The sequence below is a fragment of the Cupriavidus sp. SK-3 genome (genome assembly GCF_000611145.1).
Classification (GTDB): domain Bacteria; phylum Pseudomonadota; class Gammaproteobacteria; order Burkholderiales; family Burkholderiaceae; genus Cupriavidus.
Window position 1 is genome coordinate 1 of the sequence record NZ_JFJV02000243.1, and the last position, 25392, is coordinate 25392.

General features: G+C 62.5%; 38 protein-coding genes. 27 read left to right on the forward strand and 11 right to left on the reverse strand.

Going from position 1 to position 25392, the window contains the following annotated elements; translation table 11 throughout:
• Nucleotides 1-101: 101 nt before the first annotated feature.
• Both CF70_RS36270 and CF70_RS35265 read left to right on the forward strand, forming a co-directional pair.
• A complete protein-coding gene (locus CF70_RS36270) occupies nt 102-1592 on the forward strand; it encodes a hypothetical protein (protein ID WP_152561915.1) in 1491 nt (496 codons plus the stop codon).
• Nucleotides 1593-1631: 39 nt separating this feature from the next.
• Nucleotides 1632-2546, forward strand: coding sequence for a DNA adenine methylase (locus CF70_RS35265; RefSeq protein ID WP_081862348.1), 915 nt, complete (start codon nt 1632-1634; stop codon nt 2544-2546).
• A gap of 113 nt (nt 2547-2659) precedes the next feature.
• Here CF70_RS35265 and CF70_RS35270 read toward each other — a convergent pair whose 3' ends face one another.
• Genes CF70_RS35270 through CF70_RS38625 form a run of 10 tightly spaced genes read right to left on the reverse strand, consistent with a single transcriptional unit; the run spans nt 2660 to nt 8265 of the window.
• Nucleotides 2660-2920, reverse strand: a complete 261-nt coding sequence (locus CF70_RS35270) for a pyocin activator PrtN family protein (protein ID WP_081862349.1) — start codon at nt 2918-2920, stop codon at nt 2660-2662.
• Between the two features lie 5 nt (nt 2921-2925).
• Nucleotides 2926-3501 (reverse strand): hypothetical protein, encoded by a 576-nt coding sequence (locus CF70_RS37070; RefSeq protein ID WP_051648957.1) that lies wholly within the window; start codon nt 3499-3501, stop codon nt 2926-2928.
• A gap of 8 nt (nt 3502-3509) precedes the next feature.
• On the reverse strand, nt 3510-5633 hold the full coding sequence (locus CF70_RS25490) for an H-NS family nucleoid-associated regulatory protein (RefSeq protein ID WP_035871228.1): 2124 nt from the start codon (nt 5631-5633) through the stop codon (nt 3510-3512).
• A gap of 20 nt (nt 5634-5653) precedes the next feature.
• Nucleotides 5654-6421, reverse strand: coding sequence for a hypothetical protein (locus CF70_RS33985; RefSeq protein WP_051648958.1), 768 nt, complete (start codon nt 6419-6421; stop codon nt 5654-5656).
• A 27-nt stretch (nt 6422-6448) separates the two neighbouring features.
• Nucleotides 6449-6871 carry a hypothetical protein gene (locus tag CF70_RS25500; RefSeq protein ID WP_035871232.1) on the reverse strand — a complete coding sequence of 141 codons (423 nt, stop codon included), beginning with the start codon at nt 6869-6871 and terminating at the stop codon, nt 6449-6451.
• Entirely contained in the window at nt 6868-7257 is a 390-nt protein-coding gene (locus tag CF70_RS25505; protein ID WP_035871235.1) for a hypothetical protein, read from the reverse strand. The genes CF70_RS25500 and CF70_RS25505 overlap by 4 nt, the downstream gene beginning before the upstream one ends.
• A 9-nt stretch (nt 7258-7266) precedes the next feature.
• Nucleotides 7267-7491: a hypothetical protein gene (locus CF70_RS25510; RefSeq protein WP_035871238.1), complete on the reverse strand. Its 225-nt coding sequence runs from the start codon at nt 7489-7491 to the stop codon at nt 7267-7269.
• Nucleotides 7488-7613: a hypothetical protein gene (locus CF70_RS38620; protein ID WP_255350696.1), complete on the reverse strand. Its 126-nt coding sequence runs from the start codon at nt 7611-7613 to the stop codon at nt 7488-7490. Before CF70_RS38620 ends, CF70_RS25510 begins: the two co-directional genes overlap by 4 nt.
• A complete protein-coding gene (locus CF70_RS25515; protein ID WP_035871242.1) occupies nt 7610-8128 on the reverse strand; it encodes a hypothetical protein in 519 nt (172 codons plus the stop codon). Before CF70_RS25515 ends, CF70_RS38620 begins: the two co-directional genes overlap by 4 nt.
• Before the next feature lie 8 nt (nt 8129-8136).
• Nucleotides 8137-8265 (reverse strand): hypothetical protein, encoded by a 129-nt coding sequence (locus CF70_RS38625; protein WP_255350697.1) that lies wholly within the window; start codon nt 8263-8265, stop codon nt 8137-8139.
• Nucleotides 8266-8359: 94 nt separating this feature from the next.
• Between CF70_RS38625 and CF70_RS38630 the strand changes: the two genes are divergently transcribed.
• Nucleotides 8360-8485: a hypothetical protein gene (locus tag CF70_RS38630; protein WP_255350698.1), complete on the forward strand. Its 126-nt coding sequence runs from the start codon at nt 8360-8362 to the stop codon at nt 8483-8485.
• An 84-nt stretch (nt 8486-8569) separates the two neighbouring features.
• Here CF70_RS38630 and CF70_RS25520 read toward each other — a convergent pair whose 3' ends face one another.
• A complete protein-coding gene (locus CF70_RS25520; protein WP_051648960.1) occupies nt 8570-9022 on the reverse strand; it encodes a hypothetical protein in 453 nt (150 codons plus the stop codon).
• Nucleotides 9023-9141: 119 nt separating this feature from the next.
• Between CF70_RS25520 and CF70_RS39080 the strand changes: the two genes are divergently transcribed.
• The 24 genes from CF70_RS39080 (at nt 9142) to CF70_RS36760 (ending at nt 25373) form a co-directional block, all read left to right on the forward strand.
• The gene (locus CF70_RS39080; RefSeq protein WP_081862350.1) at nt 9142-9453 is read left to right on the forward strand and encodes a transcriptional regulator; all 312 of its coding nucleotides are present in this window, start codon (nt 9142-9144) and stop codon (nt 9451-9453) included.
• 198 nt (nt 9454-9651) lie between these two features.
• Entirely contained in the window at nt 9652-10224 is a 573-nt protein-coding gene (locus tag CF70_RS25525) for a hypothetical protein (RefSeq protein ID WP_035871249.1), read from the forward strand.
• Nucleotides 10221-10553: a hypothetical protein gene (locus CF70_RS25530; RefSeq protein ID WP_035871257.1), complete on the forward strand. Its 333-nt coding sequence runs from the start codon at nt 10221-10223 to the stop codon at nt 10551-10553. The genes CF70_RS25525 and CF70_RS25530 overlap by 4 nt, the downstream gene beginning before the upstream one ends.
• Complete coding sequence (locus CF70_RS25535; protein WP_152561916.1) at nt 10550-10951, forward strand: hypothetical protein; 402 nt, start codon at nt 10550-10552, stop codon at nt 10949-10951. Before CF70_RS25530 ends, CF70_RS25535 begins: the two co-directional genes overlap by 4 nt.
• Nucleotides 10952-11146: 195 nt before the next feature.
• Nucleotides 11147-12307, forward strand: coding sequence for a hypothetical protein (locus CF70_RS33990; protein ID WP_051648964.1), 1161 nt, complete (start codon nt 11147-11149; stop codon nt 12305-12307).
• Nucleotides 12304-12624 carry a hypothetical protein gene (locus CF70_RS25545; RefSeq protein WP_035871267.1) on the forward strand — a complete coding sequence of 107 codons (321 nt, stop codon included), beginning with the start codon at nt 12304-12306 and terminating at the stop codon, nt 12622-12624. Before CF70_RS33990 ends, CF70_RS25545 begins: the two co-directional genes overlap by 4 nt.
• Nucleotides 12621-13034: a sigma factor-like helix-turn-helix DNA-binding protein gene (locus tag CF70_RS25550; protein ID WP_035871271.1), complete on the forward strand. Its 414-nt coding sequence runs from the start codon at nt 12621-12623 to the stop codon at nt 13032-13034. The genes CF70_RS25545 and CF70_RS25550 overlap by 4 nt, the downstream gene beginning before the upstream one ends.
• Before the next feature lie 246 nt (nt 13035-13280).
• Complete coding sequence (locus tag CF70_RS25555; protein ID WP_051648965.1) at nt 13281-13643, forward strand: hypothetical protein; 363 nt, start codon at nt 13281-13283, stop codon at nt 13641-13643.
• An 88-nt stretch (nt 13644-13731) separates the two neighbouring features.
• Nucleotides 13732-13941 (forward strand): hypothetical protein, encoded by a 210-nt coding sequence (locus tag CF70_RS36275; RefSeq protein ID WP_152561917.1) that lies wholly within the window; start codon nt 13732-13734, stop codon nt 13939-13941.
• A gap of 372 nt (nt 13942-14313) precedes the next feature.
• Complete coding sequence (locus CF70_RS33995; protein ID WP_051648967.1) at nt 14314-14955, forward strand: hypothetical protein; 642 nt, start codon at nt 14314-14316, stop codon at nt 14953-14955.
• Between the two features lie 146 nt (nt 14956-15101).
• Nucleotides 15102-15626, forward strand: coding sequence for a terminase small subunit (locus CF70_RS25570; protein WP_051648968.1), 525 nt, complete (start codon nt 15102-15104; stop codon nt 15624-15626).
• Nucleotides 15610-17715, forward strand: coding sequence for a phage terminase large subunit family protein (locus CF70_RS25575; protein WP_063830501.1), 2106 nt, complete (start codon nt 15610-15612; stop codon nt 17713-17715). The genes CF70_RS25570 and CF70_RS25575 overlap by 17 nt, the downstream gene beginning before the upstream one ends.
• Before the next feature lie 3 nt (nt 17716-17718).
• Nucleotides 17719-17934, forward strand: coding sequence for a DUF6148 family protein (locus tag CF70_RS34245; RefSeq protein WP_035871276.1), 216 nt, complete (start codon nt 17719-17721; stop codon nt 17932-17934).
• Nucleotides 17931-19505, forward strand: a complete 1575-nt coding sequence (locus CF70_RS25585; RefSeq protein WP_051648970.1) for a phage portal protein — start codon at nt 17931-17933, stop codon at nt 19503-19505. The genes CF70_RS34245 and CF70_RS25585 overlap by 4 nt, the downstream gene beginning before the upstream one ends.
• Nucleotides 19506-19547: 42 nt before the next feature.
• Nucleotides 19548-20909: a S49 family peptidase gene (locus CF70_RS34000; protein WP_081862352.1), complete on the forward strand. Its 1362-nt coding sequence runs from the start codon at nt 19548-19550 to the stop codon at nt 20907-20909.
• 59 nt (nt 20910-20968) lie between these two features.
• A complete protein-coding gene (locus CF70_RS25595) occupies nt 20969-21343 on the forward strand; it encodes a capsid cement protein (protein WP_035871286.1) in 375 nt (124 codons plus the stop codon).
• A gap of 54 nt (nt 21344-21397) precedes the next feature.
• Complete coding sequence (locus CF70_RS25600) at nt 21398-22333, forward strand: hypothetical protein (RefSeq protein WP_035871288.1); 936 nt, start codon at nt 21398-21400, stop codon at nt 22331-22333.
• A 73-nt stretch (nt 22334-22406) separates the two neighbouring features.
• Nucleotides 22407-22670: a hypothetical protein gene (locus CF70_RS25605; RefSeq protein WP_035871291.1), complete on the forward strand. Its 264-nt coding sequence runs from the start codon at nt 22407-22409 to the stop codon at nt 22668-22670.
• Nucleotides 22670-22975 carry a hypothetical protein gene (locus tag CF70_RS25610; protein WP_035871299.1) on the forward strand — a complete coding sequence of 102 codons (306 nt, stop codon included), beginning with the start codon at nt 22670-22672 and terminating at the stop codon, nt 22973-22975. The genes CF70_RS25605 and CF70_RS25610 overlap by 1 nt, the downstream gene beginning before the upstream one ends.
• On the forward strand, nt 22972-23403 hold the full coding sequence (locus CF70_RS25615; RefSeq protein WP_035871302.1) for a hypothetical protein: 432 nt from the start codon (nt 22972-22974) through the stop codon (nt 23401-23403). Before CF70_RS25610 ends, CF70_RS25615 begins: the two co-directional genes overlap by 4 nt.
• Nucleotides 23404-23412: 9 nt before the next feature.
• Complete coding sequence (locus CF70_RS25620; RefSeq protein WP_035871309.1) at nt 23413-23631, forward strand: hypothetical protein; 219 nt, start codon at nt 23413-23415, stop codon at nt 23629-23631.
• Nucleotides 23632-23634: 3 nt separating this feature from the next.
• A complete protein-coding gene (locus CF70_RS25625; protein WP_035871317.1) occupies nt 23635-24567 on the forward strand; it encodes a phage tail tube protein in 933 nt (310 codons plus the stop codon).
• A 75-nt stretch (nt 24568-24642) separates the two neighbouring features.
• A complete protein-coding gene (locus CF70_RS36755) occupies nt 24643-24990 on the forward strand; it encodes a hypothetical protein (RefSeq protein ID WP_035871322.1) in 348 nt (115 codons plus the stop codon).
• A gap of 98 nt (nt 24991-25088) precedes the next feature.
• Nucleotides 25089-25373 carry a DUF1799 domain-containing protein gene (locus CF70_RS36760; RefSeq protein WP_160172294.1) on the forward strand — a complete coding sequence of 95 codons (285 nt, stop codon included), beginning with the start codon at nt 25089-25091 and terminating at the stop codon, nt 25371-25373.
• The last annotated feature ends 19 nt before the right edge of the window (nt 25374-25392 follow it).

Consider the following 25392-nt stretch of genomic DNA (forward strand, 5'->3'; position numbering starts at 1 on the left):
CCTAAACCTTAAATTCGGCGGGACGTAACAGTTGGCCATCGTCTTTGAGGTGCGATGCTTGCCGACTCCTTTACGTATAACAATTTTCAAGTAGGTGGGCCATGGCGAAGACGGTTTCTACACCCGTACAGAAGCTGCGACTAGATTTGCGGAACTACAGAACAATCGCCCAGGCAGATGAGGTTGCTGCAGTACAGGCGATGATCTCGGTTAGCCCAGATCGATTTTGGGCATTGACCGAAAGTCTCCTTGATGACGGGTATTTGCCTACTGAAAACGTTATTGTATTGGATGAATCTTCCACCCTCGTAGTGAAAGAAGGAAATCGCCGGGTGGGAGCGATGAAGCTACTTCATGGATATTTGAAATTATCTGACTTTACGATTCCGGATGAGCTTCGGGGGAAAATGGAGAACATTTCGAATGATTGGAAGACCGCCAATTTAGAGGTTCCCTGTTCTATCTATTCAAAAGCGGAGTCCGCTGTGGTCGATAGGATTGTCACGCTGACACATGGGAAAGGGGAGAAAGCCGGTCGGGATGGGTGGAATACGGTTGCACGCGCTCGTCATAATCGTGATGCGAGTGGTACGCAAGAACCGGGTCTGGACCTTTTGGAGAAATACTTAGTAATCGGCCAGAATCTCAATAAAAATCAATCCAAGCGATGGTCGGGCGATTTTCCGCTTTCGGTGTTGGATGAGTTCATAAAAAAGTATTCCTCTCGATTTGGAGCGGTTAACAGTCCAGATCTCGCTCGGATATATCCTGCTGTGCAGAATAGGAGTGCCCTTGAAGATATTGTGCGGGATATTGGTTATGAGCTCATCGGATTCAAGGAATTAAGATCGGCAAGTGATTTGGCTGGGAAGTATGGGGCTTCGCCTTTGAATCAACCTGGTTCGGGAGTAGCAGCCGGTGCAAATCCTCCTCCTGCTACTCCAGGGGGTGGGCCGACGAACGCTCCGAATAATTCGCCGGGTAGTGGGGCCGCTGCCGGGGCTGCGGGTGGCGTTGGACCTGGAGGCCAAGCTCAACCCAATCAACCAAGCCCATCACCCGCTTCGGCAGGACCTCAGGCGTCGCCCGCCGGTGCTACGCCAAAGCCACCGGCAGCAGTCGGTGTTGCAGACCCAAGGGCGGTGATGCGACTGTTGAAGCAAATGAAGCCGGCTGGGCACAATCGGAATAAGGTCGTCGCTCTCCGTGATGAAGCAAGGAGGCTGAAACTCGATAAAAATCCCATCGCATTTTGCTTCCTTTTGAGAAGTATGTTCGAGATATCAGCAAAGGCCTATTGCGACGACCATAAATCGAGTGGCGGGCCGTCGACAAAGAAATCAAATGGCGATGATAAGGCTCTTGCGCAGTTATTACGGGATATTGCTGGTCATTTGACGCAAAATAATAGCGACAAGGCGATGGTCAAGGTGCTGCACGGGGCAATGGCGGAGCTTGGTAGGTCCGACGGATTTCTTTCGGTTACTTCGATGAATCAGCTTGTGCATAATCCGAGTTTTATGATTTCCCCTGCCGATATTGCGCTGCTGTTTGGAAATATTTTCCCGTTGCTTGAAGCAATGAATTCATAGGCTGTGGTATAATCCGCAACTTATTTTTGAGAGCACCCTATGAGCCGCCATAAGACGCCGTTGAGGTACCCCGGAGGGAAGCAGCGCCTTACTCCATTTGTTCTGGAGTTACTTGAGGCAAACGATCTAGTGGGTGGTAATTACGTAGAGCCTTATGCGGGTGGTGCAGGCGTTGCGATGGAGTTGCTTTTAAATGGACACGTGAAGCGTGTTCATTTAAACGATTCCTCTTTTCCGATTTATGCATTCTGGCGCAGTGTGGTGACGCAAGGCGAGGAATTTTGTCGACGGATTTCGACAGCGTCGCTCACGATCGAAGAGTGGCGGCGTCAGCAGGAGATAATCCGGAATGCGGAGGATAATGCGGAGTTGGATGTTGGTTTTGCGGCTTTCTATCTGAATCGTTGTAATCGCTCGGGGGTCTTGTCCGGAGGTGTTATTGGCGGGCTTGCTCAGCAGGGGCGGTGGAAAATCGATGCCAGATTTCCCCGTAACGAATTGATAAATCGAGTGGAGGCGATTTCTGAGCGTGCTTCCAGTATCGTTTTAACCAATCTCGATGCGGAGAGATTTATTAAAAGTCGCGTTCGCCGTTTGGGTAAGAAGACATTTGTTTACTGCGATCCACCATATTATGAAAAATCGAGTCGATTGTATCTCGATCGATATCAAAAAGATGATCATGCGCGGATTGCTCAGGTAATCCAAGAGTCAATTCCACACAAGTGGATTGTCTCCTACGATGGTGCTCAGGAAATTTTGGAATGCTATAAGGAGCGACGGTATTTCCTCTATGACCTGCAATACAATGCCTCTCGTGTTTATAAGGGCTGTGAAGTTTTTGTTTTTTCTGACGACTTGGTAGTCCCGAGAAAGTCTGTGCTGCCATATATCGATTCGAGGCTGAAGAAGTTGCCTCCTGCGAATTGCAATTCGCTAGTGCGGGCGGCGTAAGTGCAGGTTTTTTTTCATGCCCAAGGGTTCGGCTATCTAATTCTCATAGCCGCCGCACCGGATCCGGCCGGCGAGCAGCCGTCTGGCCGGTCGCTGGCTTTGCCGGAGGAAGCTTATCCGCAAAGCTGATCGCACTCCTTTTGCGCTGCAGCTCGGCGGCAATCAATATAGGTGGCGAGGTCCTGGACGTGTATTCCTTTGGCACTCTTGTTCGATCCCTCAATTCGAACAACCGGTAGGCGAATCTCGCCCAAACCAATTTTCCGCAGCAATTTTTCCGGGCTTAGATGCGCGAAGTAGTCTCTCGCCACTATGTCGATAGGGACCACGGCAGTGGCGCCATATTGCGCCAATAACAAAAATATGGTTGTCATTTGATTTATTTAGTCCAGTCGGAGATGGAGTCGATGGCGTGGTCTGCTTCACCGCCATTAATATGATTTCCGCTGCTTGCGCTGGTTGGTATGGAAATGCAAGGGATACCGGGGACCCCCAGCTTTCGATCAGGTACATCGCGCAGTTTCAGGTATCGTGCAGCGTTTCGCAGGTCTGATTCGTTTTGTTCGCGGCTGCCGCGCAACAGGGCGCGCGTGGCGTGCTCAGCTATCGCTTGGTGCGAAGCCCCGCGGGCCTGGAGCATTGCGGCGAAGTTGGCCACGTCGACCGGGTCGCCCTTGCAGACGGCCTCGGCCATCATCTGCGCAAGTTTCTCGACCGAGCATTCCAGTGGGTTGTCCCATCCGCCTCGCCCCTTATCTCGACACTTGGTGAGCTTGGCCTTCTGCGCTATGGCCAACTGGTCGACGGCGATGTCGTCAATGTGGGGTTTTGGGGGAGCGGTGATCCTGGCGCGCGATGTGGCAGCTAGGCGCAGGCCCTTATCCTTCAGTTGCACGGCAAGGCTGTTCATCGAGAGGCCGGGCTCGGCGTGCTTTGTTTTCTGAATTTTCTTCATGTGGTGTCTCACCGAGTAAGGAATGCATCGAGCGTCTTGCCGTCAGCCAGCGCCTGGGCAAGCCAGCCGGGCCGCTTGCCGCGACCGGTCCAAGTGTTGCCTGCAGAGTCGCGGTACCGCACAGCGGGATGGCTCAGCTTCTTTAGGGTCGGTTTGGCTAGGTCTGCCGGCGCTGCTGTCTTCGCAGGTGCAGCCGGCTTTGCGGCCGTCTTCTTCTTTTCGGGTGCGGCCTTCTTTGGGGTTGCCTTCTTCGGGCCGCGGAGGATCTTGGGCAGCCAGCCGGTACCAGCCAGCTTCTGCTCGGCGGCCTGGGCCAGCTTGTCCTTCTTCATCGTGGCCAGCGCCTCGGCGTCCTTCTTGCTGGTGGCCTCTGCGACGGCCTCGATCGCGCGAGCCTTGGGCAAGTGGTTGAGGAAGCTGGCAGGCGTGGCGGTCCACCATTGCGCCATGTCCAGTTCGACAGCCTCGGCGATCGCATCGGCCGCGTTCGGGCCCTCGATGCCGGTCACTGCATTCACGCCGGCGGCGGTGCACAGCGCCAGCAGCTGCAGCAGATCCTGTTGTGGCATGGCGATCAGCTGCTGCAGCTGGTCCTTATCGGACTTGGGCAGCGTGGCCAGGATCTCCTTCCGTATTGCCTGCAGCTTTGTCCAGGCCGGACTGGTCTCGATGTCGTCAGCATAGTTGGGGAGTGGATCCATCCCGTTCTCGATCGAGAAGTGCAGGGCCGTCTTGTTCGTAGTGAGGGACTGGGCCTTACGGAACAGGCGGCCGACCAGTGCGTGCGCCAGGACCGCGAGGGCGATGTGCGGCTGCTCGACCATCTGCAGCTGCAGGGCGGCCGTGCGGTGGGCTGTGAGACGCTTGGCCAGGCTCTCCGACAGAGCGGGCTTCTTCGGCTTGTCGCCGGGGATGGTGCGGCCAGAAGAGGCATCCCCGGCGCCGGTGACTGAGCCACGGCCACGCGCGATCAGGCCGCGATGGACCTTCAGCTCACCGGCGCTGGTAACAGCGATGATTGCGCCGGCGGTGGCCTTGGCTTCGGTGGCCCAGTCGTTGAGTGCGAGGTTGATGGTTGCCAGCTGCTCCTCGATCTCTTCGATGCGCTCCTGGTGCGTGTCATGCTCGGTGCCGTAGTCGTCGGCGTCTTCGAGCTTATCCAGAGCAATCTGGTGTTTTTCCAGATCCGCCTTGAGTGATTCGATCCGCGAACGCTCCTTGGTGGTTGGTTTGCGGGTCGTGCAGATTGCCTCATCAAACTTCCATGTCTCGAAAAAGTCGGCGCGGACCTCGGCCCATGACCAGCCCTCTGCGCGCACGCGTTCGAGCTCGGCATCCAGCTTGTCGCTGGCCAGGCGCTCAAGCAGTTCAGCGTCAGCCATGAAGCCGTCGCCGTTGTCGCTGAACAGGTCACGCTCCACATGACCGCCGGCAGCTTCATACGCATCCATTCCGACAAAGCGCGCGAGCTTGTTGCTGCGCACTTCCACGGCGCCCTTGGCCAGCTTGGCGCGCAAGCGGGTTGCCTGGCGGTCCCAGTTGTCGCTCTCGTTCCAGGTGCGCTCCTGTGCATCGTGATCGTCGGTGATGGCAAGGGCCATCAGCTGGTCGAGCGAGGCATCGCCGTCCCGATAGATCTGGATCATCTTGGGCGACACGTTGGCGAGCTTGAGGCGGCGTTGGACCACCAGCGGCGTGACGCCAAAGTTCGCGGCTATGTCCTCGATCTTTGCGCCTTGGTCGATCATGGCTTTGAACGCCTCGAACTCATCTGCTGGGTGCATGGGCTCGCGCATAGTGTTCTCGGCCACGCTCGCCTCGGTCGCGATGTCTGCGTGGCGCACCGTGCAGTCCACCGAGTAATGGGCATCCATCTTTTCCGATGACACGAGGTGTTGCATGGCGAGCCAGCGGCGCTGGCCGGCGATGACTTCGTAGCGGCCTGTTTCCTCGCCGTTCTTCAGCTCGGGCATGACGACCAGGTTCTGCAGTAGGCCGTGCGCTGCGATGGATGCGGCGAGGGCTTCAATGGCAGCGCGTTTGGGTGGCGTCTTGCGGGCGTTATCCGAGGAAAGGAAGAGCCGCGAAAGCGAGATGAGGCTATGCGTGCCGGCGGTGGTGGTTGCGGTCATGGTGGGGGTCTCTCAATGGGTTATGCGGCGCGCTGCGAGGCCTCGGACTTGAGTAGCTCGATTTCCTTGTGCAGGTGTGTAATGGCTCTCACGGCCCGGCGTGCGGCGCGATCAGCAAAGCTTGCCGGCGGGTGTGTGGCGTCTTCAGCGAAGGCTGCAAGTGCGTCCAGGTCCTTGGCGAGGGCAGTGAGGACATTCCGATAGCCGGCAACTGTGGACGCGTTGAACTGGCCCATTTGCATGCGCTCTTGTTGCTCAGCCCGGCTTAGTGGGCGCGCGAACAGTGCGTAGGGTCCGTCCTCCGTCGAGTAGATTTCCAAGAGATTCCAACCCTCGCCGGCAGGGGTGGTAGGGATCCACTCGAGGCAACTGCCACCGTCCCACACTTGGTCCATTAGGGCTTCGTTCTTGCAATCGGATTCCATGCAGACGAAAGCTGCTGCAAGGCCGATGGCCTCAAGCAGCATGTGGTGGTTCGTGTTCTCTGGGAAAGCGGGGAGGGCGGGGTGGCTGCAGTAGCCGTATTCACCGCGTAGGCCGGTGGGTTGCATGAGGTCCGCGGCAAGGTTTTCCAGGTCGCGAAAGGCAAACCAGGGGCGGCGTGGGGTGGACTCTGCCGGCAGGCTTGGGATACCTGCTGCGGCCTGTGCGACGGCCGCATAGGTCTCAGCCGGGCAGATCTCAGCGCATTCGGGTTCGGGTGTGACCCAGATGAGGTAAAAGAAAATGGCGCAGCCGGCGAACAAGGAAACGGCGAGGATGGCGAGCAGAATTTGAGGGGTGGTCATGGCGGGATCTTGGGTTGGGCAATACGATCAGTCAGCTAGCACCGCGCCCTGCAGCTGCATCTTGTGCTGGACGATGGCGTTGGCGAAGCAAAAGGCGTCGAGGCGAATGCAGCCGATTGCGGCCTCGATAAGCGGAGCGGCGGCGCGCAAGGTCTGCGCATCGTGCGTCGACACGGCGAGCACGCCGATTCGCTCGACGCGATCCAGGATGGCGACCATCACCCGCCGCGCCGACTGGATTTGCACCAGGTACGCGGTGCCGCGCTGGACCTGCATCGCGATAGCGACCAGGTCGAGGGTCCGCTCTAGCTTGATGTAGGCACTGGGCGTGGGGTCGCTGATGAATGCGACCAGGCTGGCGGAGAAGGTCAGGGGCCGGGTGCTGCGTAGAAACGGCAGCGAGGTCAGGTGCGCGCGGCGCGGTTGGCGCAGAGAGATGGCTTGGCTCACGACACGGCCCCCACGAAAGACTCCTCGCCGATGATGGCGTCGAGCTTGTCGTACAGATCAAAGGGCGTACCGTCGTTGTGGATCTCACGGTCGGCTTCCCGCAGGCGCACGCTGGCGGCGCTTATCAGTGATCCGGGTTCGTCGGACGTACGGACTAGGCGGACGATGAAGCCGCCGTGGTCACGGATGATGGCCGCCTCAACATTCGAGCGGATCTCCTTCACGACCACGTCGATGCCTGCTTCCTGCAGGCCGTTAAGCGTCTGATCCCACGCGGGGCATTGCGTCGGCGCGAATGCGACCGCAACGAATTTGTGGGCGGAAACAATGTAATCGGCGGCAGTGTCCTTGCCGGCGCCTGCCGGGCCGGTGAGTCCTATCAGCATGATTGCTCCTCAGTCGAGGTCGTTTGCCTGACGGCGTTTGTGGTCGATGACCGTGGGATCGAAGCGGCGGCGCGGACGCGGGATACGCGCTTGAGTCTTGAGAAAGGCGCGGCGCGAGCGCGCCAGCTTTTTGCGGATCGCCGGAATCTCGACCTGTTCTTCGGGCCGGCCGCTACCGCGCACGCGGATGAATTCAGCGATTAGCTCGGCCTTCGAGATCCGGCGGGCGGTCATGCTCGCACCGCCGACACGGTGCGTGCGCCGCGATCGAGGGCGTCAATGATCGCGTCGCAGGTGCTGCGGAACAGGCCGGAATAGGTGAGCCGGCCATCGACGGTGATGCGGAAGCGGATCATTGCGAGGCCTCCGAGGCACGGCGCGCCTGGCGCTGCTGGCGCTCCGCTTCCTGCCTGGCCTCGTACATGTCGATGTATGCCCAGCAAAACTCTTCGATAGCGGCATGATCAACCGTGACCGGGTCGATAAATCCGTTGCCTGCGTCGACATGCATCGAGAGGATTTCTATCCGCGCCCCGTGATCGCGCGTCTCGCGGGGTTCTCCAGCGTCGGCATCCCACGCAGGGCGGAGGAGAAGATCGATGCAGAGTCTGACCTCGATGCTGAAGCCGAATTGGCTCGCGAACGCGGTGTCTTCCCGGAGGTAATAGGGCGTCGGCGAGGCGTAGTGCGCACGGCAGTAGTCCGGGTCCTGGTAGCCGCTGTACTCGAAGTGCCAGCGGTTCCGATGCGCCGCATCCGTGCATCCGCCGAAATCGCCTGTTCCCCAGAGCGAACTGTGCTCCGTGCCGTAGTCGTCAATGACGATCCAGTGCGCGGGGGCTGTGTAGTAGTCGTGATATTCGAGGTGCATGGCCGGCCTCACGCGCTGCGGGTTGTGGTGACGCGGGGCGTGGCCTGTTCGTCGCGCTCAACGGCGCAGGCGTGGGCTGCGAAGACGGCGGCTACCAAGGCGAGGTATGCCATCCAGGATTTGAAGAGCTGGTTCACGAAGACCTCCACAAGTGGGTGTGGAGTGAATATTAGCCACGGGCTTGCATTTGTGCAATAGCCTGCGGCTAATATTTGCGCGGAGCGAGTATCAATGAAAAAGGGCCTGCAGACGCAGGCCCTTCCGACTTATCTTGCTTTCCCGTTCAACGTTCCCAGCTTTCGTCCGCCAGGTCTTGGCCTTGGCTGGATCGCAACTGCAGGTTCACTGCAGGTGTGAAGGTGACCCTGGTCGTTCTCTAATTCTTATGCTGATTCTCCATCGGGCAACGTCTGTCGTCGCCGATGTTTCCACTCCGCCATGCTAGTTACCGTTGCTGGCGGACCGCGTGGAGCTTTTGTGGTGAGCCGCGACAATAACCCTGATTGCTCCTACCGCCTCAGCTCGTCCGTCGCGATCCAGGCTCTCAAGTAACTCTATCGCGGTGCGGATGTGTGAGTCCGGATGTGGCGCGCTTTGCTTGGTAAGGCGTGGAACATGGGCAGATGCGGTTGCTGGTTCGACGGATTCAGCAATCTCTCTGCTGTGGTCGGCGTCGAACCAGCCGACCGGGAGTTCACATTGGGACTCGATATCCCTGGCAAGCGCATCGCCAATAGAGCGCTTCTTGCCGCCAGAGCTGTGAGCGGCCCTCGTCTTCAGTTGACTGATTTGGGAGTGTGACTTACCCACTCGCGTCGCCAGAGCCTGGATTGATCCCATCCGCGCTATCAAGCGCAGCAAGTTCTCGTGGCGGATCTCATCGATGGTCTTCATGGCGTTGCTTCTTGTGGCTGTGACAGCGTGTCACCCTCGGATTAGATAGCCCTGGGCTCATAAATGAAATTCGCCTAGGGCTATTGCCTTAGTGATAGCCCACGGCTAATATTCGCGCTATGGACCTAAAGATCTATCTCAGGGCCGAGCGTGGGCGCGCGGCTCGCTTGGCCGAATACCTCGGCGTGTCAGCAGTGACCGTCGGGGAGTGGGCTGCGCAGAAAAAGGCTGTGGACGCACGCTGGGCCTCGTTGATTGAGGGCTGGTCGGCCGGTCACGTTACCCGGGAATGCCTCCGGCCCACCGATTGGTGGGTGATTTGGCCGGAGCTGCGCTCTCGTTCCCCAGCGCCGTCTGGATTCGATTTCACAGATCTTGCTCGCGGACTGGGGAGGGCGGCCGCGTCGCGGTCCGAGTCGGGAGCTGTTTAACGTCCGTTTGTGCCATCTGAATGAGGCCGGTTCTGCGTGTCGTTGCGCGCAGCAACGCGGCAATGCGGCGGCGCTCCAGCGGGGTCAGTCGGCGCAATTTTGACTTGGGTTGGAACACAGATTTCATCCCGATGAGTTCTCGCGCTACGGCGCCTTTTAAGTCTAGACGGCAGTGTATCTACCGGGGGATTCCAAATCATGCGGCATCAATCTCAGACGTTTATCGGCCTCCTCCGCGGGGCGGTCAATACGTGGCGCACGCGCGATCGCTTGGGCCAGGCGACCGTGGTGGACTTAGTTGTCAGCGTCCATGAGCGCCTCGGCTATGACGATGTAACGGGCATTCGCTTCGAGCCCAATACGCGGGATGCCTTCGAGCGCATGAAGGTCAACGGCGAGCGTGTATTCCGTTGGCTCGATGACGAGACCAAAGACAGCACCTTGCTGCCGACCAACTTCATCCCGTCGATCCTGGCCGCGTTGCCGGCGGATCTCCGGCTCGACGTGCTCGATAGCCTTCTGGCGCCGTTCGGCCTGGTGGTTCGGGCCGAAGTCGGTGAGGGCGACCCGGAGCTGTGTGTGCACGCTGCCCTGGGCAGGCTCATGAGTGAGGACGCCAAGGGGCAGCAGGCGGTGCTTCGCCTGGCCACCGACACCTCCGACGAAGCCGTGCAGGAGGCTCACCGCGAGTTGCGCGAGGCGGTTGGCTTTAAGCGCCGGCTCATGCGCACGCTCGGCAAGCTGCTCACCAAGCGGAAGCGCAAGGTATGACGGCAGCGGCGCTGACGCCATATCGCAGCGCACGCCGATCCTATCGTCATCTTCGTCGGCCGAAGCCGCTGACCAGGCGTGAGCTTGAGGATGCCATCGCAAAGATCAAGGCGCGGATATTCAGTGGCGGGGAGCCTTTCGGCGTTTTCGTCCTGAAGCACGGCCGTGGGCGACGAGTGACGCTCCTGAGCGTTCAGGATCCCAACTACCGGCGGCAACTGCGCGCGATGGAACTGCAGCGGCATTACATCATCACCTGTGACAAAGACTCGGACCTGATGGCCGTGTGGAAGCGACTGTGCGATTTCGACCGGGAGCAGCCAGCGTGAAGATGGAGATCCGCTTCCAGCCCGACATGACGTGCTGCAAGTCCACGCGCGTCTCCGTTGACCTAGTGTGTCAGCACTCGGGCCATTTGTGCTGTGCACGCCGCCGCGCCCAGGAAATCGCGTTGAAGGGTGCCAGCAGCCTCGATGCGTTTGCGCGGCACTTGCTGACTTTCTGGTCGCTGCGTGACGTGTTCTACGTCTTTGCCGGCGCCGGCCAGATGTCGACGCTGGCCTTGATCTGCAAAGAGCGATGGCTGCAGCTGCCGGACAGCGGCCGCGTTGCCTATCGCGCCGAGGTGGCCATCGCTACCGATCGCATCGAAACCGGGCCGTACAACTCGCTCGCCTTCATGTTGACCTTTGACTTTCTATGCGAGACCGCCTCAGTGCGGTCGTAGACCTATGGACTATCCAATTCAACCTATCACCTCAATCGTCGCGCGTGGCAAAGCCGCTGCGCGCAAGCACGGTGTGCACGCCGTGAATCCCTACGCGCCCGAGAGCGACCATGGCTGCGCCTGGGAGGAGGGCTATTGCAGCGAGCTAAAAGCTATGAGCGACGAAGTCGTCCGGGTACGTCGTGGAGCCGCGGCATGAGCGCGGGTTTCCTCACCACTGACCAGGAGTGGCGCGCGCTGCGTTACGTCGACCACCTGGCGCGCGATCTCTACCTGTCGCTGCGGCGCGATATGAACTTCAAAACAGGCATCGTGGGTGGCCCTGAGAAGGGCATCTCGTGGCAATCGCTGCGCGAAGACACCGAAGTCCCTGGCCGGCCCGGGTTCAAGGGCATCAAGCCGTCCGAGCAGCAGTTGCGCCGGCGTGCCCAGCAGCTGGAGCAGTTCGGCCTCGTCCGCGCGATCAGCGGCAAGCTGCGGCTCAAGTTCCGTTTGCTGCTCGCCTACACGGATACGCATGTCCAAAATAAAGCCGACAGGGGCGCAATAGGCCCCAAGGGTGACCGCAAAGCTAAGCCGGGTAAGCGTTCCAGGGGTTATGCACAGGGTAATAACGAGCCGAAAGCCGACACACATCAGGGGTCGGGTAAAACCTATACCCTACCCAACCCTTCCCGCGGATCCGAGGCCGGTGGGGAACACCTCAATCCACCCCCCCACGCCGATGGCGCGGGGGGAGAGCAATCCCCCGAACTGCCTCCCCTGCCAGTGCAGCAGCTGGCGGCGGACGACAACCCCGAAGCCGGAGCAGATGAGACAGGCATTGATCTAGCCCCCCACGCCGATGGCGCGGGAGGCGAGCAGGCACCCCCAACGGCTCCCACAGAAGCGCAGCGGCTCTCAGAGGAACGGCAGCAGAACATCCAGTGCGGTGGGGATGGGCCTTCGGCCCGGCTTGCAGGGGGGCAGGGGTTCGAGTGGAGGGATGGTCTGGACTGGCCCGTGTCGATCAGCAAGGCGCTGAGAGCCTCCATGGCGATCGATCTCAAGGCGGTGAGTAAAACGCAGGGGCAGCGCGTTTTGGACGAACTGCGGGGCGCTATGCAGGCCAGTATCGTCAAGGACCAGTGGGCCTACTTCTACGCATTATTGCGGAATGCGCAAGAGCAGGGTGACGCGTGGAAGACGGTCTATGCGGACAAAATCGCCCTGGCTCGCATCAAGCATCGACAGACCCTCGCGGAGCAGGCCGCGCGTGATGCGGCGTTTGCGGCGACGCTTCCGAAGCAAGCTGGCCCGTCGACGGCGTTGGCGATGGCGATGGCCAAGGTGCGCGGTCGGGGGCGGCACAAATGAAAGCCACGGCATTTAGCGCCGAGCTCGCCTATGCCGAGGCGGTGGAGCAGCTGCAGATGCGTGCCGTCAAGCGCGATCGATGGAGTTCGCGGGCCGTGTTCTGGACGGCCGTGCGCTTCGGCGTCGATCAGGTGCTGGCCGTGGCTTGGCCGGAGGCGCGATCGCGCTGGGAGTGGCTGTGGTCGGTGGCGGTGCGTGAACACCTGCCGCCGATTCCGGGCATTCCCGAGGCCGAGAACATGCCTTCGGACGCCACTGCGGCAGAGCTCGAATTCGCGCGGATGCGCGCTATCGTTGGGGGAAAGGGGAAGCGATGACGATCGGGAGCCGGTTAGACAAGCGCGAGCGGGAGCGGCTGGAGTGGGCGGTCGATCGCCTACAGTCGTGGGGAAAATGGGCCAAGTCCGGCGGCGCGCCCAATGGCTACGGCGAGAGCTGTCTCACGCTCGAGGAGATCCGCTCGATGCCGTTGCGGTCGTTCATTCCGATGTCGCCGCCGGAGTGCGAGCAGTTGCACGAAGCGCTGTGGAGGCTGCCGCTGGATCTGCGCAAGCTGGCCATGGCCTGGTACGTCGAGGAACTGACGCGCCAGAAGATCGGGCAGCGGCTGGGCGTGAGCGAGAGCCATGTCCGCCGGCTGCATAACTCGCTGCTGGTCGCGCTTGAGTACTGCCTCAAGAATCCGCGCGCCAAGGTGCTGCCGATGCATCTGCTGCTTAAGCCCTGACAACTGCAAATCCATTTTTCAAACGACCCGCTTTTTTCTTTTATGAATCATGCGCTTAGTGGGGGGGGCGAGCGTGTGCTATTGAAATCCTGACTGGGTAGGGGTAGATTTCGGCTACGCTGTGGTTTCAGTGCGTGCAGCAAAACGAAAGCCCGATCCGGTTCATACCTGGTCGGGCTTTTTGCATTCTGCGCGCCGCTGCTTCTGCCCGCGCCAGACGGGATCTGGCATTCCCTTGGAGTTTCCATGATCAAACCTACCGTTGGCCGCAAGGTCTGGTATCGCCCGAGCGAGTCTGATCAAACTGGCCCGGTGCCCATGGTGGCCACGCAGGGCCAACCGCTCGATGCAACGGTCATTGCTGTGTGGGGCGACCGTTGCGTCAATCTGCTGGTGACCGACACGGTCGGCCGCAATTTCCCGGTGCTGTCCTGCACGTTGGTGCAAGAGGGCGATGAGGTTCCCGAGGGCGGCCGCTATGCGGAGTGGATGCCGTACCAGACTGCGCAGAAAAAGGTCGAGGCGATTCAAGCGATGGTCTTCAAAGGACTATCCGCCCCGCTGGATCAGGATGGCGAGACCGCGATCCACGTGGAAGTGAAGGCGTAACTTCGGTGTCTCCTCTCGCTCCTGGTGGGGCGAGTTCATACGGGCCGGCGCCGTAGGGAGCCGGCCCGCTTCTTTTTGGGGGTCTGACATGGCAGTACGCATCATCGTTGGTGGCGTAGAGTTGCCCGCACGTCCGCCGCGTCAGCGCGGCCCGAAGTTTCCTGGCGGCTTCCTGTGGCTGCGCGGCAGTAGTGCGCCGGATAGCCTCAAGTCGCAGCCTATCGCTCAGATCTTTGCAGAGAATCCGGATGACTGCGGGCTGCACCTGGTCGGCAGCGTCGCCGGAGATGAGTCATGAAGGCGGCTCTTGATTGGATTCTGCGCATCGCTGCAGCGGCGCTCGCCTGGCTGCATATCGCGGGTAGCGCTGGGGCTGGCCGGGCCGCGGTCGTCGTCTACAGCGTTATGGCGACACTCGGGCTAACGCTGTCCCTCCTTCTTGTCGCAATGTGCCTGTCTGAATCTGGGCGCGCAGCGCTTCGCAGCAAGAGGGCGAACTGGCCGCGATACCCGGTCGCGCGCTGGATTTGGTCGCTCAGTTCTGTGGCCTACCTGGCTTGGACTGAGCATCAATGGCTGGCGTCGATGCTTCTGCTGGTGATCGTTCTGACGCAATGCCTGTGCACTACGGCCCACGAAGAAGAGCCAGCCAGCGCTGCAGGGGGTTAGCGTGGCAACCGTCAGCGTTGATGTGGATGGCGTGGTGCAGGCATTCGGCAGGCAACAGCGGCAGATGCCGTTCGCCGCGGCCGTGGCGCTCACGCGGTTGGCCAAGCTGGCGCAGGGGGCTGAGACCAGCGAGATCATGCGGGTGTTCGACAACCCTGTGCCATTCACGCGTAATGCGGTGGCCACCACGCCGGCCAACAAGACCTCGCTGGAATCCTCGGTCTTCATCAAGGATCGCCAGGCGCGCTACCTGCGCACCGAGGTCGAGGGCGGCAAGCGCGAGTTGAAGAAGTTTGAGCAGCTGTTCGGCAAGGGCATTGCCCTGCCGAGCATTGGCGCGCGGTTGAACCAGTACGGCAACGTCACGCGGGATGCCATCAAGAAGATCGCGGCGGAGCTTCAGCGAGGCAGCACGTCGGCGCGCTACTTCATGGGCCAGCCCAAAGGCACCAATCTCCCGGCTGGCATCTACGACCGTGGGCGTGGCAAAGGCAGGAAGTTGCGGCCGGTGCTGATCTTCGCCGGCCAGGCCAGCTACGAGCCGCGCTTCCGGTTCGTGGAAGTCGCGCGGGTCACAGCGGCGGAGAGCTTCGCGCGCGAGATGCTGCAGGCCTGGGAACAGGCGCTGGCCACGGCGCGCTAGCCGGCCAGCGGGCAGGGCTGGGCGCCCGGTGGGGTGCAGCCGGGCGCACGCGGGTCCTTCCGGCCTCCCGTCTCACGGGGGTCATTCGCACCGCGTTCTTTTCCTAGATGAAAGGGGCTCTAGGGTTAGTTAGTTTTGGGGGTGTCATGGGCAAGAAGGTGAACCTGCAGGAGCTGGCCGAAATCACCGGCTTCACGGTGCAGTCGCTGATCCGCTGGCAGAAAGACGAGGGCATGCCGGTCGTTTTGGCTGGCCAGCGTGGCCGCGGCAACGAATACGACACCGCGGCAGTGCTCGCCTGGTTCACGCAGCGCGAGCTGCACCGCGCAGGCCTGTCCAGTCCGAAGGATGAGCTGGACCGCGCACGAAAAATCGAGGTCGAGCTGCGCATCGGCGAAAAGCTGGAAATGCTGGCGCCGGCGGCCACCTTCGAGCGCCTGTGGACCGACCACGTTGAGGCGGCCAAGACCGAGATGCTGCTGCTGCCTGGCAAGGTGGCCGATGCTGTGTTCGAGGCCCACGACATCGAGATCGATGAGCAGCTCGTGCTGCCTTACGTAGAGGAGTGCCTGGCAAAGCTCCAGAACCTGGACGAAGACGATGATGGAGATCCCGACTCTGAGCATCTTGACGATGCCGGAGACAGTGAGGAGGATGACGAAGACGGCTAAGCGCACGCTGCGTATGGCCGTTTCGCGCTGGGCCCTGCCGCCCCGCATGAATGCCCTGGAATGGGCGCGCAAGTACCGTTTCCTGTCGAGCGTCGAGGCCGATCGCGCCGGCAAGTATGACCCGGAGGTGACGCCATACCTCTGCTGGCCAGGCAATCCGCTCGAGGCGCTCGATGATCCGACCGTGATCGAGGTGTGCTGCCAGAAATCGGCGCAGGTTGCGTGGACCTCGGGCGTGTTGGGCAACATCCTGTGCAAGTGGATTGACCTGGATCCGTCGCCGATCCTGGGCCTGTTCCCGAAAGAGGGCGCGGCCAAGGAATACATGGCCGAGAAGTTCGAGCCGATGGTCAGCGCCACGCCGCGGCTGCGCAGGGCAGTGGACCTGCGCAGCCGGAAGTCGCAGCAGCGCATGTTGTTCAAGCGCTTCCGTGGCGGCTTTCTCAAGCTGGTCGGCTCGAACTCGCCCTCCAGCGTCAAGTCCAGCCCGATCCCGCGCATCTTTATCGAAGAGCCGGACGACTGCAATCTGAACCTGCGCGGCCAGGGCGACTCGATCAAGCTGGCCAAGGAGCGGACCAAGACGTTTCGGCGCTCGCGCGTCAAGATCGTCATTGGCGGCACACCCACGGTCGAGGGCACGTCGACCATCGCGGCCGAGATGGAGCTCTCCGACAAGCGCGTGGGCATGGTGCCTTGCCATCATTGCGGCGAAGAACACGCGCTGAGCTTCGACTACCTCAAATGCCCCGAGGAGGAGGGCGCCTCGCATCCCATCTTCGGCAAGAAGGTGCCGGAGAAGGCGTACTACGTCTGCCCGCATTGCGGCGGCATCTGGAACGATGCGGAGAAGCGCCGCAACGTGAAGGCCGGCCGCTGGATGGCCACTGCGCCATTCAATGGCATCGCCGGCTATTTCATCAACGAGTTGTATAGCCCGTTTCCTGGCTCGGTGATGCCCAAGCTGATGGAGAACTGGCTCACGGCGCTCCACCACCTGGCGATGGGTGACGAGAGCAAGCTGGTGGCCTTCACCAATAGCTCGATGGGCGTGGCCTATTCGTTCAAGGGCGACCAGCCCAAGGCCGAGGAGCTGGCCGAGCGCGCGCTGCCCTATGACGCAGGCACGGTGCCGGCGGGTGGCCTGATGTTGATGCTGTCCGTCGACGTGCAGCCCGATCGCCTGGAGGTGATCGTGCGCGCTTACGGCCGCGGCGAAGAGACCTGGCTGGTGCGCTATGACCGCCTGTATGGCCAGACCGCGCTCATCACCGATGACGTGTGGAATCAGCTCGACAAGCTGCTGTTCGGCAAGTATCGGCATGAGCGCGGCTTTGGTCTCAGCATCAGCGCGGCCTCGATCGATAGCTCGGACGGCAACACCTCCGATGCGGTCTACAAGTACGTGCGCACCCGCCAGGGCCGCGGCGTGCCGCATGTGATGGCCATCAAGGGCGCGCGCAGCCCGGATGCGGAGATCTTCCGCAAGCCGAGCGCCGTGATCGATACCAACAAGAAGAACACCAAGGCGGCCAAGTACGGCGTTTCGGTGTTCATGGTTGGCGTCGGTCGTGCCAAGGATCTGCTGATCGGCGAGCGCGGCCGCGTTGGCATGGAGGGCAAAGGGCCCGGCCGCTTCCACGTCTACAAAAACGTGATCGCGGACTACTTCGAGCAGTTGCTGGCCGAGGTCAAGGCGCCGGTACGTCAGCAAAACGGCCACGTCATTCGCGTTTGGCAAAAGAAGGTCGGCAAACGCAATGAGGTGCTGGATCTGGAGGTCTACAACCTGCATGCATCACGCGCTGCCAAGGTCCACTTGATGCAGGAGCGCGACTGGGCCGCCCTGGAGGCGCGGCTGTCGCAGGCCGGGCTTTTCGACGAGCCGGCGCCGCCCGAGCCGGTCCCGACACCGGAACCGGCGGCTGCACCGCGCGAGGTCGACGCGGAAGACGAAGAAGGCGACCAGGACATCCCGCCAGCGCGGCATCGGCAAGCGCCGGCGCCGGTCATTACCAACGATTCACCCAATTTGCCACCGCGACGCCGGCGCCGATACGGCACCGTCTCGCGTGGCGTGGAGATCTAATCCATGATTACCGTGGAGCAAGCACAGGCAGCGCTCGCTGCCTGGTATGCCGCCAGCCTGGCGGTGGCAAAGAGCCAGTCCTACGAGATCGAGGGCCGCAAGCTCACACGCGCTGACGCGGCGGAGATTCGGCAGCAGATCACGTTTTGGGAGGGCAAGCTGGCTGCGGCGCGCAACGGCGGCCGCCGGATGCGGATCGGCTACGGGGTAGCGGAATGAAGAACGCCAAGCTCGGCGCCTTGCTGGCCAGCAAGCTGACGCTGCCCGATCGCTTCGTGAACTACTTCAACCCGGCCGCGGGCAATCGGCGCGCGCAGGCCCGCACGGCGCAGGCCTACTCGGGCGCCTATGACGGCGCATCGCGCACCAAGCGCTCGCTGCGCAACTGGTTTGCCTTCGGTGGCTCGGCCGACGCGGATCTGCTGCCGGCGCTGGGTGAGCTGCGCAATCGCAGTCGCGACCTGTCGCGCAACAATCCGCTGGCGGTCGGTGCCATCAATACGGTTGTGACCAACGTGGTCGGTACCGGCCTAGCGCCGCAGCCGACCATCGATGCCAAGGTGCTGGGGCTGACCGAAGAACAGGCGGCGGCCTGGCAGCAGCAGGCGCAGCTTGAGTTCTCGCTGTTTGCCGACAGCAAGGAATGCGACATCTCGCTGGCGCAGACCTTCTACGAGATGCAGGCGCTGGCGTTCCGCTCCACGCTGGAGAATGGCGACGTCTTCGTCGTCACGCCGGTGCTCGAGCGGCACAAAACGGCCTACCGCACGCGGCTGCAGCTGATCGAGGGAGACCGCTGCTGCAATCCGCAGGCCGTGCGCGACACCGATAAGCAAGCCGGCGGCGTGGAAATGGACGATTTCGGGGCACCAGTCGCGTACCACTTTCTGCGTAATCACCCGGGCGGCCTCGGGATTTCCGTCAAACAGTGGGACCGGCGCGAGGCGTTCGGCACCAGCACCGGCCGGCGCAATGTCCTGCACCTGTTCGAGCGGCGCCGGGTGGGGCAGACCCGCGGCCAACCCTACCTGGCGCCGGTGATTGATCCGCTGCGCCAGCTCGGCGTCTACACCGAGGCCGAGCTGGCCGCAGCGGTGGTATCTGGGATGTTCACCGTCTTCATCAAGAGCGACGACCAGCAGGGCGTGTTGCCGGCAGAGACAGACGAGCAAGCGCCTGATTACCGGCTGGGCAAGGGCGCCATCATCCAGGGCGCACCGGGCGACAGCGTGGAGGTGATCAACCCGGGGCGGCCCAATGCCCTGTTCGACCCGTTCGTGCAGTCCATCCTGCGGCAGATCGGTGTGGCGCTGGAGCTGCCGTTCGAATTGCTCATCAAGCACTACACCTCCAGCTATACGGCGGCCCGGGCTGCCATCCTGGACGCCTGGCGCTTCTTCAAGATGCGGCGCTTCTGGCTGGCTACCAACTTCTGCCAGCCGGTCTACGAGCTGGTGATGGATGAGGCGGTCGCCAACGGGCGATTGTCGGCGCCTGGCTACTTCGAGAATCCGCTGATCCGGCGCGCCTGGTTGGGCTGCCAGTGGGTGGGCGACGCACCTGGTGCGGTGGATCCGCTTAAGGAAGCGCTGGCTTCCGAGAAAAATCTGGAGATCGGGCGCACCACGCTGACCAAGGAAACCATGGCGTATGACGGCAGCAATTGGGCTGATAACCACGCGCAACAGACTCGTGAAAGGGAAGCGCGCAAACGCGATGGACTGCTGCCCGAGATCAAGCCCCCGGCGCCGCCGCCCGATCCGAACGTGGATCCGCCAGCCAACCAATAACGCGAACCCGCCTGCCAAGGCGGGTTTTGCATTTCAGGAACGATGATGAATCGATTACTCGACGTTGTTACCGCACCCTGGGCCATCCTGCCGGGCAAGCTCATCGAGATCGTCGCCGCCTACGACGCGCGCATGTTGGGCGAGCAGGTCGACCTGCAGGCGGTAGCGGCAAGCCTTGGCCGGCCGCTGGGCAGTGAGCCGCAGGATTACGAGATCGTCAACGGTGTGGCCGTGATTCCGATCATGGGCACCCTCGGGCGCCGCGCCAACCTGTTCAGCGACATCTCCGGCGGCGCCTCGAGCGACCTGGTGGCGCGAGATCTGCGGGCCGCGGCAGCCAACAGCCGCGTGCAGTCGATCCTGCTGCATGTCGACTCGCCAGGCGGCACTGTGGCCGGCACCCAGCAGCTGGCCGATGTGGTGCGCGAGGTCGGCACGGCCAAGCCACTGGTGACACTAGGCGACGGCACCATGGCGTCGGCGGCGTACTGGATCGGCAGCGCGGCAAAAGCCGTGTACATCGCCGATGGCACCACCGAGGTGGGCTCGATCGGCGTCGTGACCAGCCACCGCGATGTGTCCGGCGCAGAAGCCCAGCGCGGCGTGAAGACCACCGAGATCTATTCCGGCAAGTTCAAGCGCATTGCCAGCAGCTATGCCCCGCTCTCCGAAGAGGGCAAGGCGTCGGTGCAGGGCTACGTGGATTACCTGTACAGCCAGTTTGTCCAGGCCGTGGCCGACAACCGCGGCGCCAGCGTCGACCAGGTGCTAGCTGACATGGCCGATGGGCGCATTTTCGTCGGCCAGCAGGCCATCGATGCCGGCCTGGTCGACGGCATTGCCACGCTCGACCAGTTGGTAGCACGGCTCGCCGCCGGCGAGTTCAGCACGACCGGGGCGCGCACCGTGCCCCCTTCTAAACCCCGGGCAGACCTGCCCACCTCTCCGAAAGGAACCTCCATGAGCATGACCCGCGAAGAGCTGGCGGCGCAATCGCCCGAGCTGCTGCAGCAAATCCAGTCCGAGGCCAGCGCCGCCGGCGCCACCGCCGAGCGCGAGCGCATCCTGGGCATCGAGTCCCATGCGATGGCCGGCCATGAAAAGCTGATCGCCACGCTGAAGGCCGATGGCAAGACCACGCCGGACCAGGCGGCTGCACAGGTCCTGGCCGCCCACCGCGGTGCGCTCGCTGCGCAGGCCACGGCACTGGTGACCGAGGCGCCCGCAGCGCTCCCGGTCAAGCCGAACAACGCGGATGCCGGCGGCGAAAAGAAGGCGCCGACCCAGCAGGAAATCAGCGCCCGCGCGACCGAGCTGATGCAGGCAGCCATGGCAAGCGGTCAGCGTATGAACTACACGGCGGCCGCCACCAAGGCGCAAAACGAGCTGTTGGCACAGGCCTAACAGCGCTGGCGCAGGCCTGATCGCGCCGCAAACTCCTCCCTCCATTACAGGAAACCACCATGAGCAATCCTGGCCTCATCAAATCGCATGTCGCCGATACCGCGCTCGGCAAGTATCGCCTCGTGGCGCATGGCGCCTCGGATGGCGCCGTCAAGCAGGGCACCGGCACCACCGACGCTCTGTGCGGCGTGACCGAAGGCTTCGCCTACGCCGCCGGCGACCGCGCCAGCATCGTGCGCAGCGGCATCGCCGATGTCGAGTATGGCGGCGCTGTCACCCGCGGCGCGCCGCTGACCTCCGACGCCAGCGGCCGTGCCATCGTGGCCGCCCCGGCGGTTGGCGTGAATGCCCGCATCATCGGCTTTGCCGAGGTCTCGGGCGTTTTGGGCGACATCGGCCTGGTGTTTATCGCGGTCGACCAGATCCAGGGCTAACCGGCGCCAGCGCCTGCCGTTCCTCTCTTTCATTCGCAGTTCCAGGAGTCATACATGACGACACCCGCCGCACCGTACCCGATCAATGTGCCGCTCATCCAGGCCGTGGTCATCGCCTACAGCAACCGCAGTCTGATCGCCGACGCGATCATGCCGCGCGTTCCCGTTGGCAAGTCCGATTTCAAATACCTGGTGCAGAACATGGTGGATCAGTTCACCGTGCCCGACACCAAGGTCGGCCGCAAGGCCAAGCCCAACCAGGTCGAAAGCGTGGGCGACATGCTGACCGCGTCGGTGGTCGACTACGGACTGGACGAGATCGTGCCGCTCGAAGACATCGCCAACGCGCCGGAGGGGGTCGACCCGCTGGCCACGGCGGCCGAGTTTGTCATGAAACTCGTGCTGCTCGACCGCGAGGTGCGCGTGGCTAACACGGTGTTCAACCCGGCCAACCACGTCAACAAGGTGACGCTCAGCGGCACCTCGCAGTGGTCGGACTACACCAGTTCCGACCCGATCAGCGCGATCATGACGGCACTCGATTCGCCGGTGATGCGCCCTAACGTCCTGACCCTCGGTCGTGCCGTCTGGACCAAGTTGGCGCTGCACCCCAAGGTGATCGACTACGTCAACGGCAAGGGTGGCACCTCGGGCGGCGTCTCGCGCGAGCAGCTGGCCAATGCGCTGGAGCTCGAGGAGATCCTGGTGGGCGATGCCTTCGTCAACACCGCACGCCGCGGGCAGCCCATGGCCCTGCAGCGCACCTGGGGCAAGCACGCGGCCTTCACCTACCGCGAGGTGCCCTCGGACACCAGCCGCTCGACCACCTGGGGCTTCACCGCGCAGCAGGGCGAGCGCGTCGCCGATTCCGATTTCGGCAAGGACCACGGTGGCCTGAAGGGCGGCTACCGGGTCCGTGCCGGCGAGAGCGTCAAGGAGCTGGTGACGGCTCCGGACCTGTCGTACTTCTTCCAGAACGCGATCGCCTAAGCGCTCTCGCGCCGAAGGGAAATTTGCCACAACGGTCCGCCACGCGCGGGCCGTTCCCATTTTCAGGAGCAGCATGAAAGTCAAAGCAAACTGGCCGGTCGACACCGGCAAGAAGGTGCATTCCGCCGGCGCGGTGTTCGATGTCTCGCCGGTCGATGCCAAGGCGCTCGAGGCAGCCGGCGCCGTCGAGATCGTGGAGCGCAAGAAGGCGGCCGAACCCACGGGTGCCGGCACCAAGGCAGGCGGTCAGGGTGACGATGGCCAGGACGGCAACGAGGATGGCGATGAGGAGGATGAGGACGGCCAGGGCGGCGATGGCTCCGGCCCGCCGGCCTGATGCTGCCCGGCGAGGATCTCGACGGCTTTGTCGAGGACTTCGGCGACCTGGTGACGGTGGCCAGCCGGGGCATTTCCCAGCTGGCGCTGCTCAGCCAGGTGCCCGGCGAGACGCTAAACGGCCTCTCGCGTGGCGCCGGCGTGCAGCTGCTCGGCCGCGCGGACGTGTTTGGCGTCCTGACCGCCGCGGACGTGGTGGTCGTGACCGAGGGCAACAGCGCCGGCTCCTATAACCCAGTCGGCCCGCCCGCCAAGCATGGCGATGGCGCGTTTGTGCGGATCGACCTTAATCCGGTACCGACATGACAACCAAACGAGAGGCAATGGCGCAAGGCGTGCTGCAAGCGCTGCAGGCTGCGCCCACGCTGCAGCAGCTCGGCCTGGTGTTCTCGCGCTCCCTGTTCGCCGCGCTGGACATGCGCACCACCAAGCGGGTCCTGGTGGTCCACCACGGCCAGGAACAGATGGGCGCCGAGTCCACCGCGGAGATCGATCGCCACGCCGAGCTGCTCATTACGGTGGTATCGCGTGATGCTGACCCGGATGCGATTTCCGAGGCCACGCTGGCGCTGGTCCATCCGGTGGTGATGGCCTTCACGGATCCCGCCCTGATCGATATCGCCGAGCTCGGCACGGATACCCCGAGTTACGACAACCTCGGCGGCATCGTCGGCGCCCGCACCGTCCACTACGACCTGTTTTACCGCACCAGTCGCGACAGCCTGAGTGCCTAGGAGATCCCCATGATGACAACCACGGCCGGCGATGATGCGTCGGCGGATGAGGGCCTGCCGGCCGCGCAGGCCGGTGTGCCGCTCGATTCGGAAATCGCCATCGGCACCGATGAATATGCCGGCGTCGGTGGCTCGTTCGTGTTCGATCCCGCCACGGGCCGGCGCACCCCGACCGCTGGCCCCGCGCTGGAAATCGCCACGCGGCCCGACAACCCTTCCAAGGAGTAAGCCATGCCAAAGCTCAATCGACGGACCGTCATTCTGGCGAAAATCGAGACCGTGTCCGGTACGGATGCGATTCCCACCGGTGCCGCCAATGCCATCCTGGTGCGGTCGGTCAACATCCAGCCGCTGGTGGCCGAGAATGTGCCGCGCAACCTGATCCGCGCCTATTTCGGCAACAGCGACCAGCTGCCGGCCGGCATCCACAGCGAGATGGATTTCGAGGTGGAGCTCGCCGGTTCCGGCGCGGCCGGTACCGCCCCCGCCTGGGGCCCGCTGATGCGTGCCTGCGGCATGTCGGAGACGGTGACCGCGGCCACCGACGTCAAATATGCGCCGATCACCGGCAGCAACGAGACGGTGTCGATCTATGCCTACATCGACGGGTTGATGCACAAGCTGCTCGGCTGCATGGGCACGGTGGCGTTCGACATCACCAGCAAGGGCATTCCGGTGATGCGTTACAAGTTCCTGGGCGCCTTCAATCCGGTGACCGATGCGGGCAACCCGGCGGGCGTCGATTACACCAAGTTCAAGCGCCCGGTGCTGGTCAACAAGACCAACACGGCCGCCTGGTCGATGCATGCCTACAGCGGTCCGCTGCAGGCGCTGCAGCTGGACCTGGCCAACACCCTGGTCTGGCGCTCGCTGATCGGCTACGAAGGCGTGGCCCAGACCGATCGCCAGGTGGCGGGCAGCGTCAACATGGAGCTCGGTACCGTCGCCGCGAAAGACTGGTGGTCGACGGTAGGCAGCGCCCTGACCGGCGCGCTGTCGATCACGCACGGCATCGTGGCCGGCAACATCGTCAAGTTCGATGCGCCGCAGGTGCAGCTGTCGAATCCGGCCTATACCGACCAGGATGGGGTGGCGATGATGACCGCCAACCTGATCGTCGCCCCGTCGGCCGGCAACGACGAGCTGGTGATCACCGTCAAGTAAGCGACCTGGTCGCACCAACCAAAACCCGACAAGGCCCGCCGCAGTGCGGGCCTTTTGCCTTTTCAGGAGATCCCCATGGCATTCCGCCTGGCAATGAAACCCACCTTCGGCGCGCGCGTCAACGTCGAGGTCCTCAACGAGAAAGGCATTCTCGAAAAATCGCAGTTCCTGGCCAGCTTCACCCGCTACACCGTGGATGAGCTGGAAGCGCTCAAAGCCCGCTGGATTGTCGAGGGGTCGAATGATCCGGTCTGGATCGCGCGCGAGGTGCTGGTGGGCTGGAAAGAACTGGTGGCCGACGATGGCACGGTCGCCGAGTTCAACGAGGAGAACAAGGCATTCCTGCTGAGCATCCCGCCGGCGGCTGCAGCGGTGCAGCAGGCCTTCTGGGACAACATCGTCACGGCGCGCGCAAAAAACTGATTGCGGCCGCGCGCCATTGGGCTGGCTTCCGGGAGGATGACTTCGAGGCTGCCGCCGATGTCGCTGACGCACTGGCGGCATTCGGCGCACCCGAGGAGGTGCTCGATGCAGTGCGCGCGCGGCCGACCGGCGAGGATTTTTTCTACTACGCCGACAACAAGGAATCCCTGTTCTTTTTCTTTGATATCGATCGGCAGTGGAACTACGTCGGCACGATGGCTGGCGTGGTGCGTACCGGCCTCAACTACCCGGGGGTGGAGAGTTTCATGCGCTTAAAGGGCATCCGCCGCAAGCGCTGTGCGGCCCTGCTCGCCGACCTGCAGCTGATGGAGGGGGCGGCGCTGCAGGTGTTTCTTGACGAGGCGGAGTCGCGTCGCCAATAGCTTTCGCACCCGCTGCGGC

Excerpts from the sequence above, each read along its gene's own strand:
- CF70_RS25550 (WP_035871271.1), top strand. The coding sequence starts at position 12,621 with ATGACGATCGGGAGCCGGTTAGACAAGCGCGAGCGGGAGCGGCTGGAG.
- CF70_RS25625 (WP_035871317.1), top strand. The coding sequence starts at position 23,635 with ATGCCAAAGCTCAATCGACGGACCGTCATTCTGGCGAAAATCGAGACC.
- CF70_RS25575 (WP_063830501.1), top strand. The coding sequence starts at position 15,610 with ATGACGAAGACGGCTAAGCGCACGCTGCGTATGGCCGTTTCGCGCTGG.
- CF70_RS25570 (WP_051648968.1), top strand. The coding sequence starts at position 15,102 with ATGGGCAAGAAGGTGAACCTGCAGGAGCTGGCCGAAATCACCGGCTTC.
- CF70_RS36270 (WP_152561915.1), top strand. The coding sequence starts at position 102 with ATGGCGAAGACGGTTTCTACACCCGTACAGAAGCTGCGACTAGATTTG.
- CF70_RS37070 (WP_051648957.1), bottom strand. The coding sequence starts at position 3,501 with ATGAAGAAAATTCAGAAAACAAAGCACGCCGAGCCCGGCCTCTCGATG.
- CF70_RS36755 (WP_035871322.1), top strand. The coding sequence starts at position 24,643 with ATGGCATTCCGCCTGGCAATGAAACCCACCTTCGGCGCGCGCGTCAAC.
- CF70_RS38630 (WP_255350698.1), top strand. The coding sequence starts at position 8,360 with ATGAAAAAGGGCCTGCAGACGCAGGCCCTTCCGACTTATCTTGCTTTC.
- CF70_RS35270 (WP_081862349.1), bottom strand. The coding sequence starts at position 2,920 with ATGACAACCATATTTTTGTTATTGGCGCAATATGGCGCCACTGCCGTG.
- CF70_RS25610 (WP_035871299.1), top strand. The coding sequence starts at position 22,670 with ATGCTGCCCGGCGAGGATCTCGACGGCTTTGTCGAGGACTTCGGCGAC.
- CF70_RS25515 (WP_035871242.1), bottom strand. The coding sequence starts at position 8,128 with ATGCACCTCGAATATCACGACTACTACACAGCCCCCGCGCACTGGATC.
- CF70_RS25615 (WP_035871302.1), top strand. The coding sequence starts at position 22,972 with ATGACAACCAAACGAGAGGCAATGGCGCAAGGCGTGCTGCAAGCGCTG.
- CF70_RS39080 (WP_081862350.1), top strand. The coding sequence starts at position 9,142 with ATGGACCTAAAGATCTATCTCAGGGCCGAGCGTGGGCGCGCGGCTCGC.
- CF70_RS25505 (WP_035871235.1), bottom strand. The coding sequence starts at position 7,257 with ATGCTGATAGGACTCACCGGCCCGGCAGGCGCCGGCAAGGACACTGCC.
- CF70_RS25605 (WP_035871291.1), top strand. The coding sequence starts at position 22,407 with ATGAAAGTCAAAGCAAACTGGCCGGTCGACACCGGCAAGAAGGTGCAT.
- CF70_RS34000 (WP_081862352.1), top strand. The coding sequence starts at position 19,548 with ATGATGAATCGATTACTCGACGTTGTTACCGCACCCTGGGCCATCCTG.
- CF70_RS25525 (WP_035871249.1), top strand. The coding sequence starts at position 9,652 with ATGCGGCATCAATCTCAGACGTTTATCGGCCTCCTCCGCGGGGCGGTC.
- CF70_RS25530 (WP_035871257.1), top strand. The coding sequence starts at position 10,221 with ATGACGGCAGCGGCGCTGACGCCATATCGCAGCGCACGCCGATCCTAT.
- CF70_RS33985 (WP_051648958.1), bottom strand. The coding sequence starts at position 6,421 with ATGACCACCCCTCAAATTCTGCTCGCCATCCTCGCCGTTTCCTTGTTC.
- CF70_RS25545 (WP_035871267.1), top strand. The coding sequence starts at position 12,304 with ATGAAAGCCACGGCATTTAGCGCCGAGCTCGCCTATGCCGAGGCGGTG.
- CF70_RS36275 (WP_152561917.1), top strand. The coding sequence starts at position 13,732 with ATGGCAGTACGCATCATCGTTGGTGGCGTAGAGTTGCCCGCACGTCCG.
- CF70_RS38620 (WP_255350696.1), bottom strand. The coding sequence starts at position 7,613 with ATGATCCGCTTCCGCATCACCGTCGATGGCCGGCTCACCTATTCCGGC.
- CF70_RS25520 (WP_051648960.1), bottom strand. The coding sequence starts at position 9,022 with ATGAAGACCATCGATGAGATCCGCCACGAGAACTTGCTGCGCTTGATA.
- CF70_RS35265 (WP_081862348.1), top strand. The coding sequence starts at position 1,632 with ATGAGCCGCCATAAGACGCCGTTGAGGTACCCCGGAGGGAAGCAGCGC.
- CF70_RS33990 (WP_051648964.1), top strand. The coding sequence starts at position 11,147 with ATGAGCGCGGGTTTCCTCACCACTGACCAGGAGTGGCGCGCGCTGCGT.
- CF70_RS25490 (WP_035871228.1), bottom strand. The coding sequence starts at position 5,633 with ATGACCGCAACCACCACCGCCGGCACGCATAGCCTCATCTCGCTTTCG.
- CF70_RS34245 (WP_035871276.1), top strand. The coding sequence starts at position 17,719 with ATGATTACCGTGGAGCAAGCACAGGCAGCGCTCGCTGCCTGGTATGCC.
- CF70_RS25555 (WP_051648965.1), top strand. The coding sequence starts at position 13,281 with ATGATCAAACCTACCGTTGGCCGCAAGGTCTGGTATCGCCCGAGCGAG.
- CF70_RS25585 (WP_051648970.1), top strand. The coding sequence starts at position 17,931 with ATGAAGAACGCCAAGCTCGGCGCCTTGCTGGCCAGCAAGCTGACGCTG.
- CF70_RS25620 (WP_035871309.1), top strand. The coding sequence starts at position 23,413 with ATGATGACAACCACGGCCGGCGATGATGCGTCGGCGGATGAGGGCCTG.
- CF70_RS25510 (WP_035871238.1), bottom strand. The coding sequence starts at position 7,491 with ATGACCGCCCGCCGGATCTCGAAGGCCGAGCTAATCGCTGAATTCATC.
- CF70_RS25600 (WP_035871288.1), top strand. The coding sequence starts at position 21,398 with ATGACGACACCCGCCGCACCGTACCCGATCAATGTGCCGCTCATCCAG.
- CF70_RS25595 (WP_035871286.1), top strand. The coding sequence starts at position 20,969 with ATGAGCAATCCTGGCCTCATCAAATCGCATGTCGCCGATACCGCGCTC.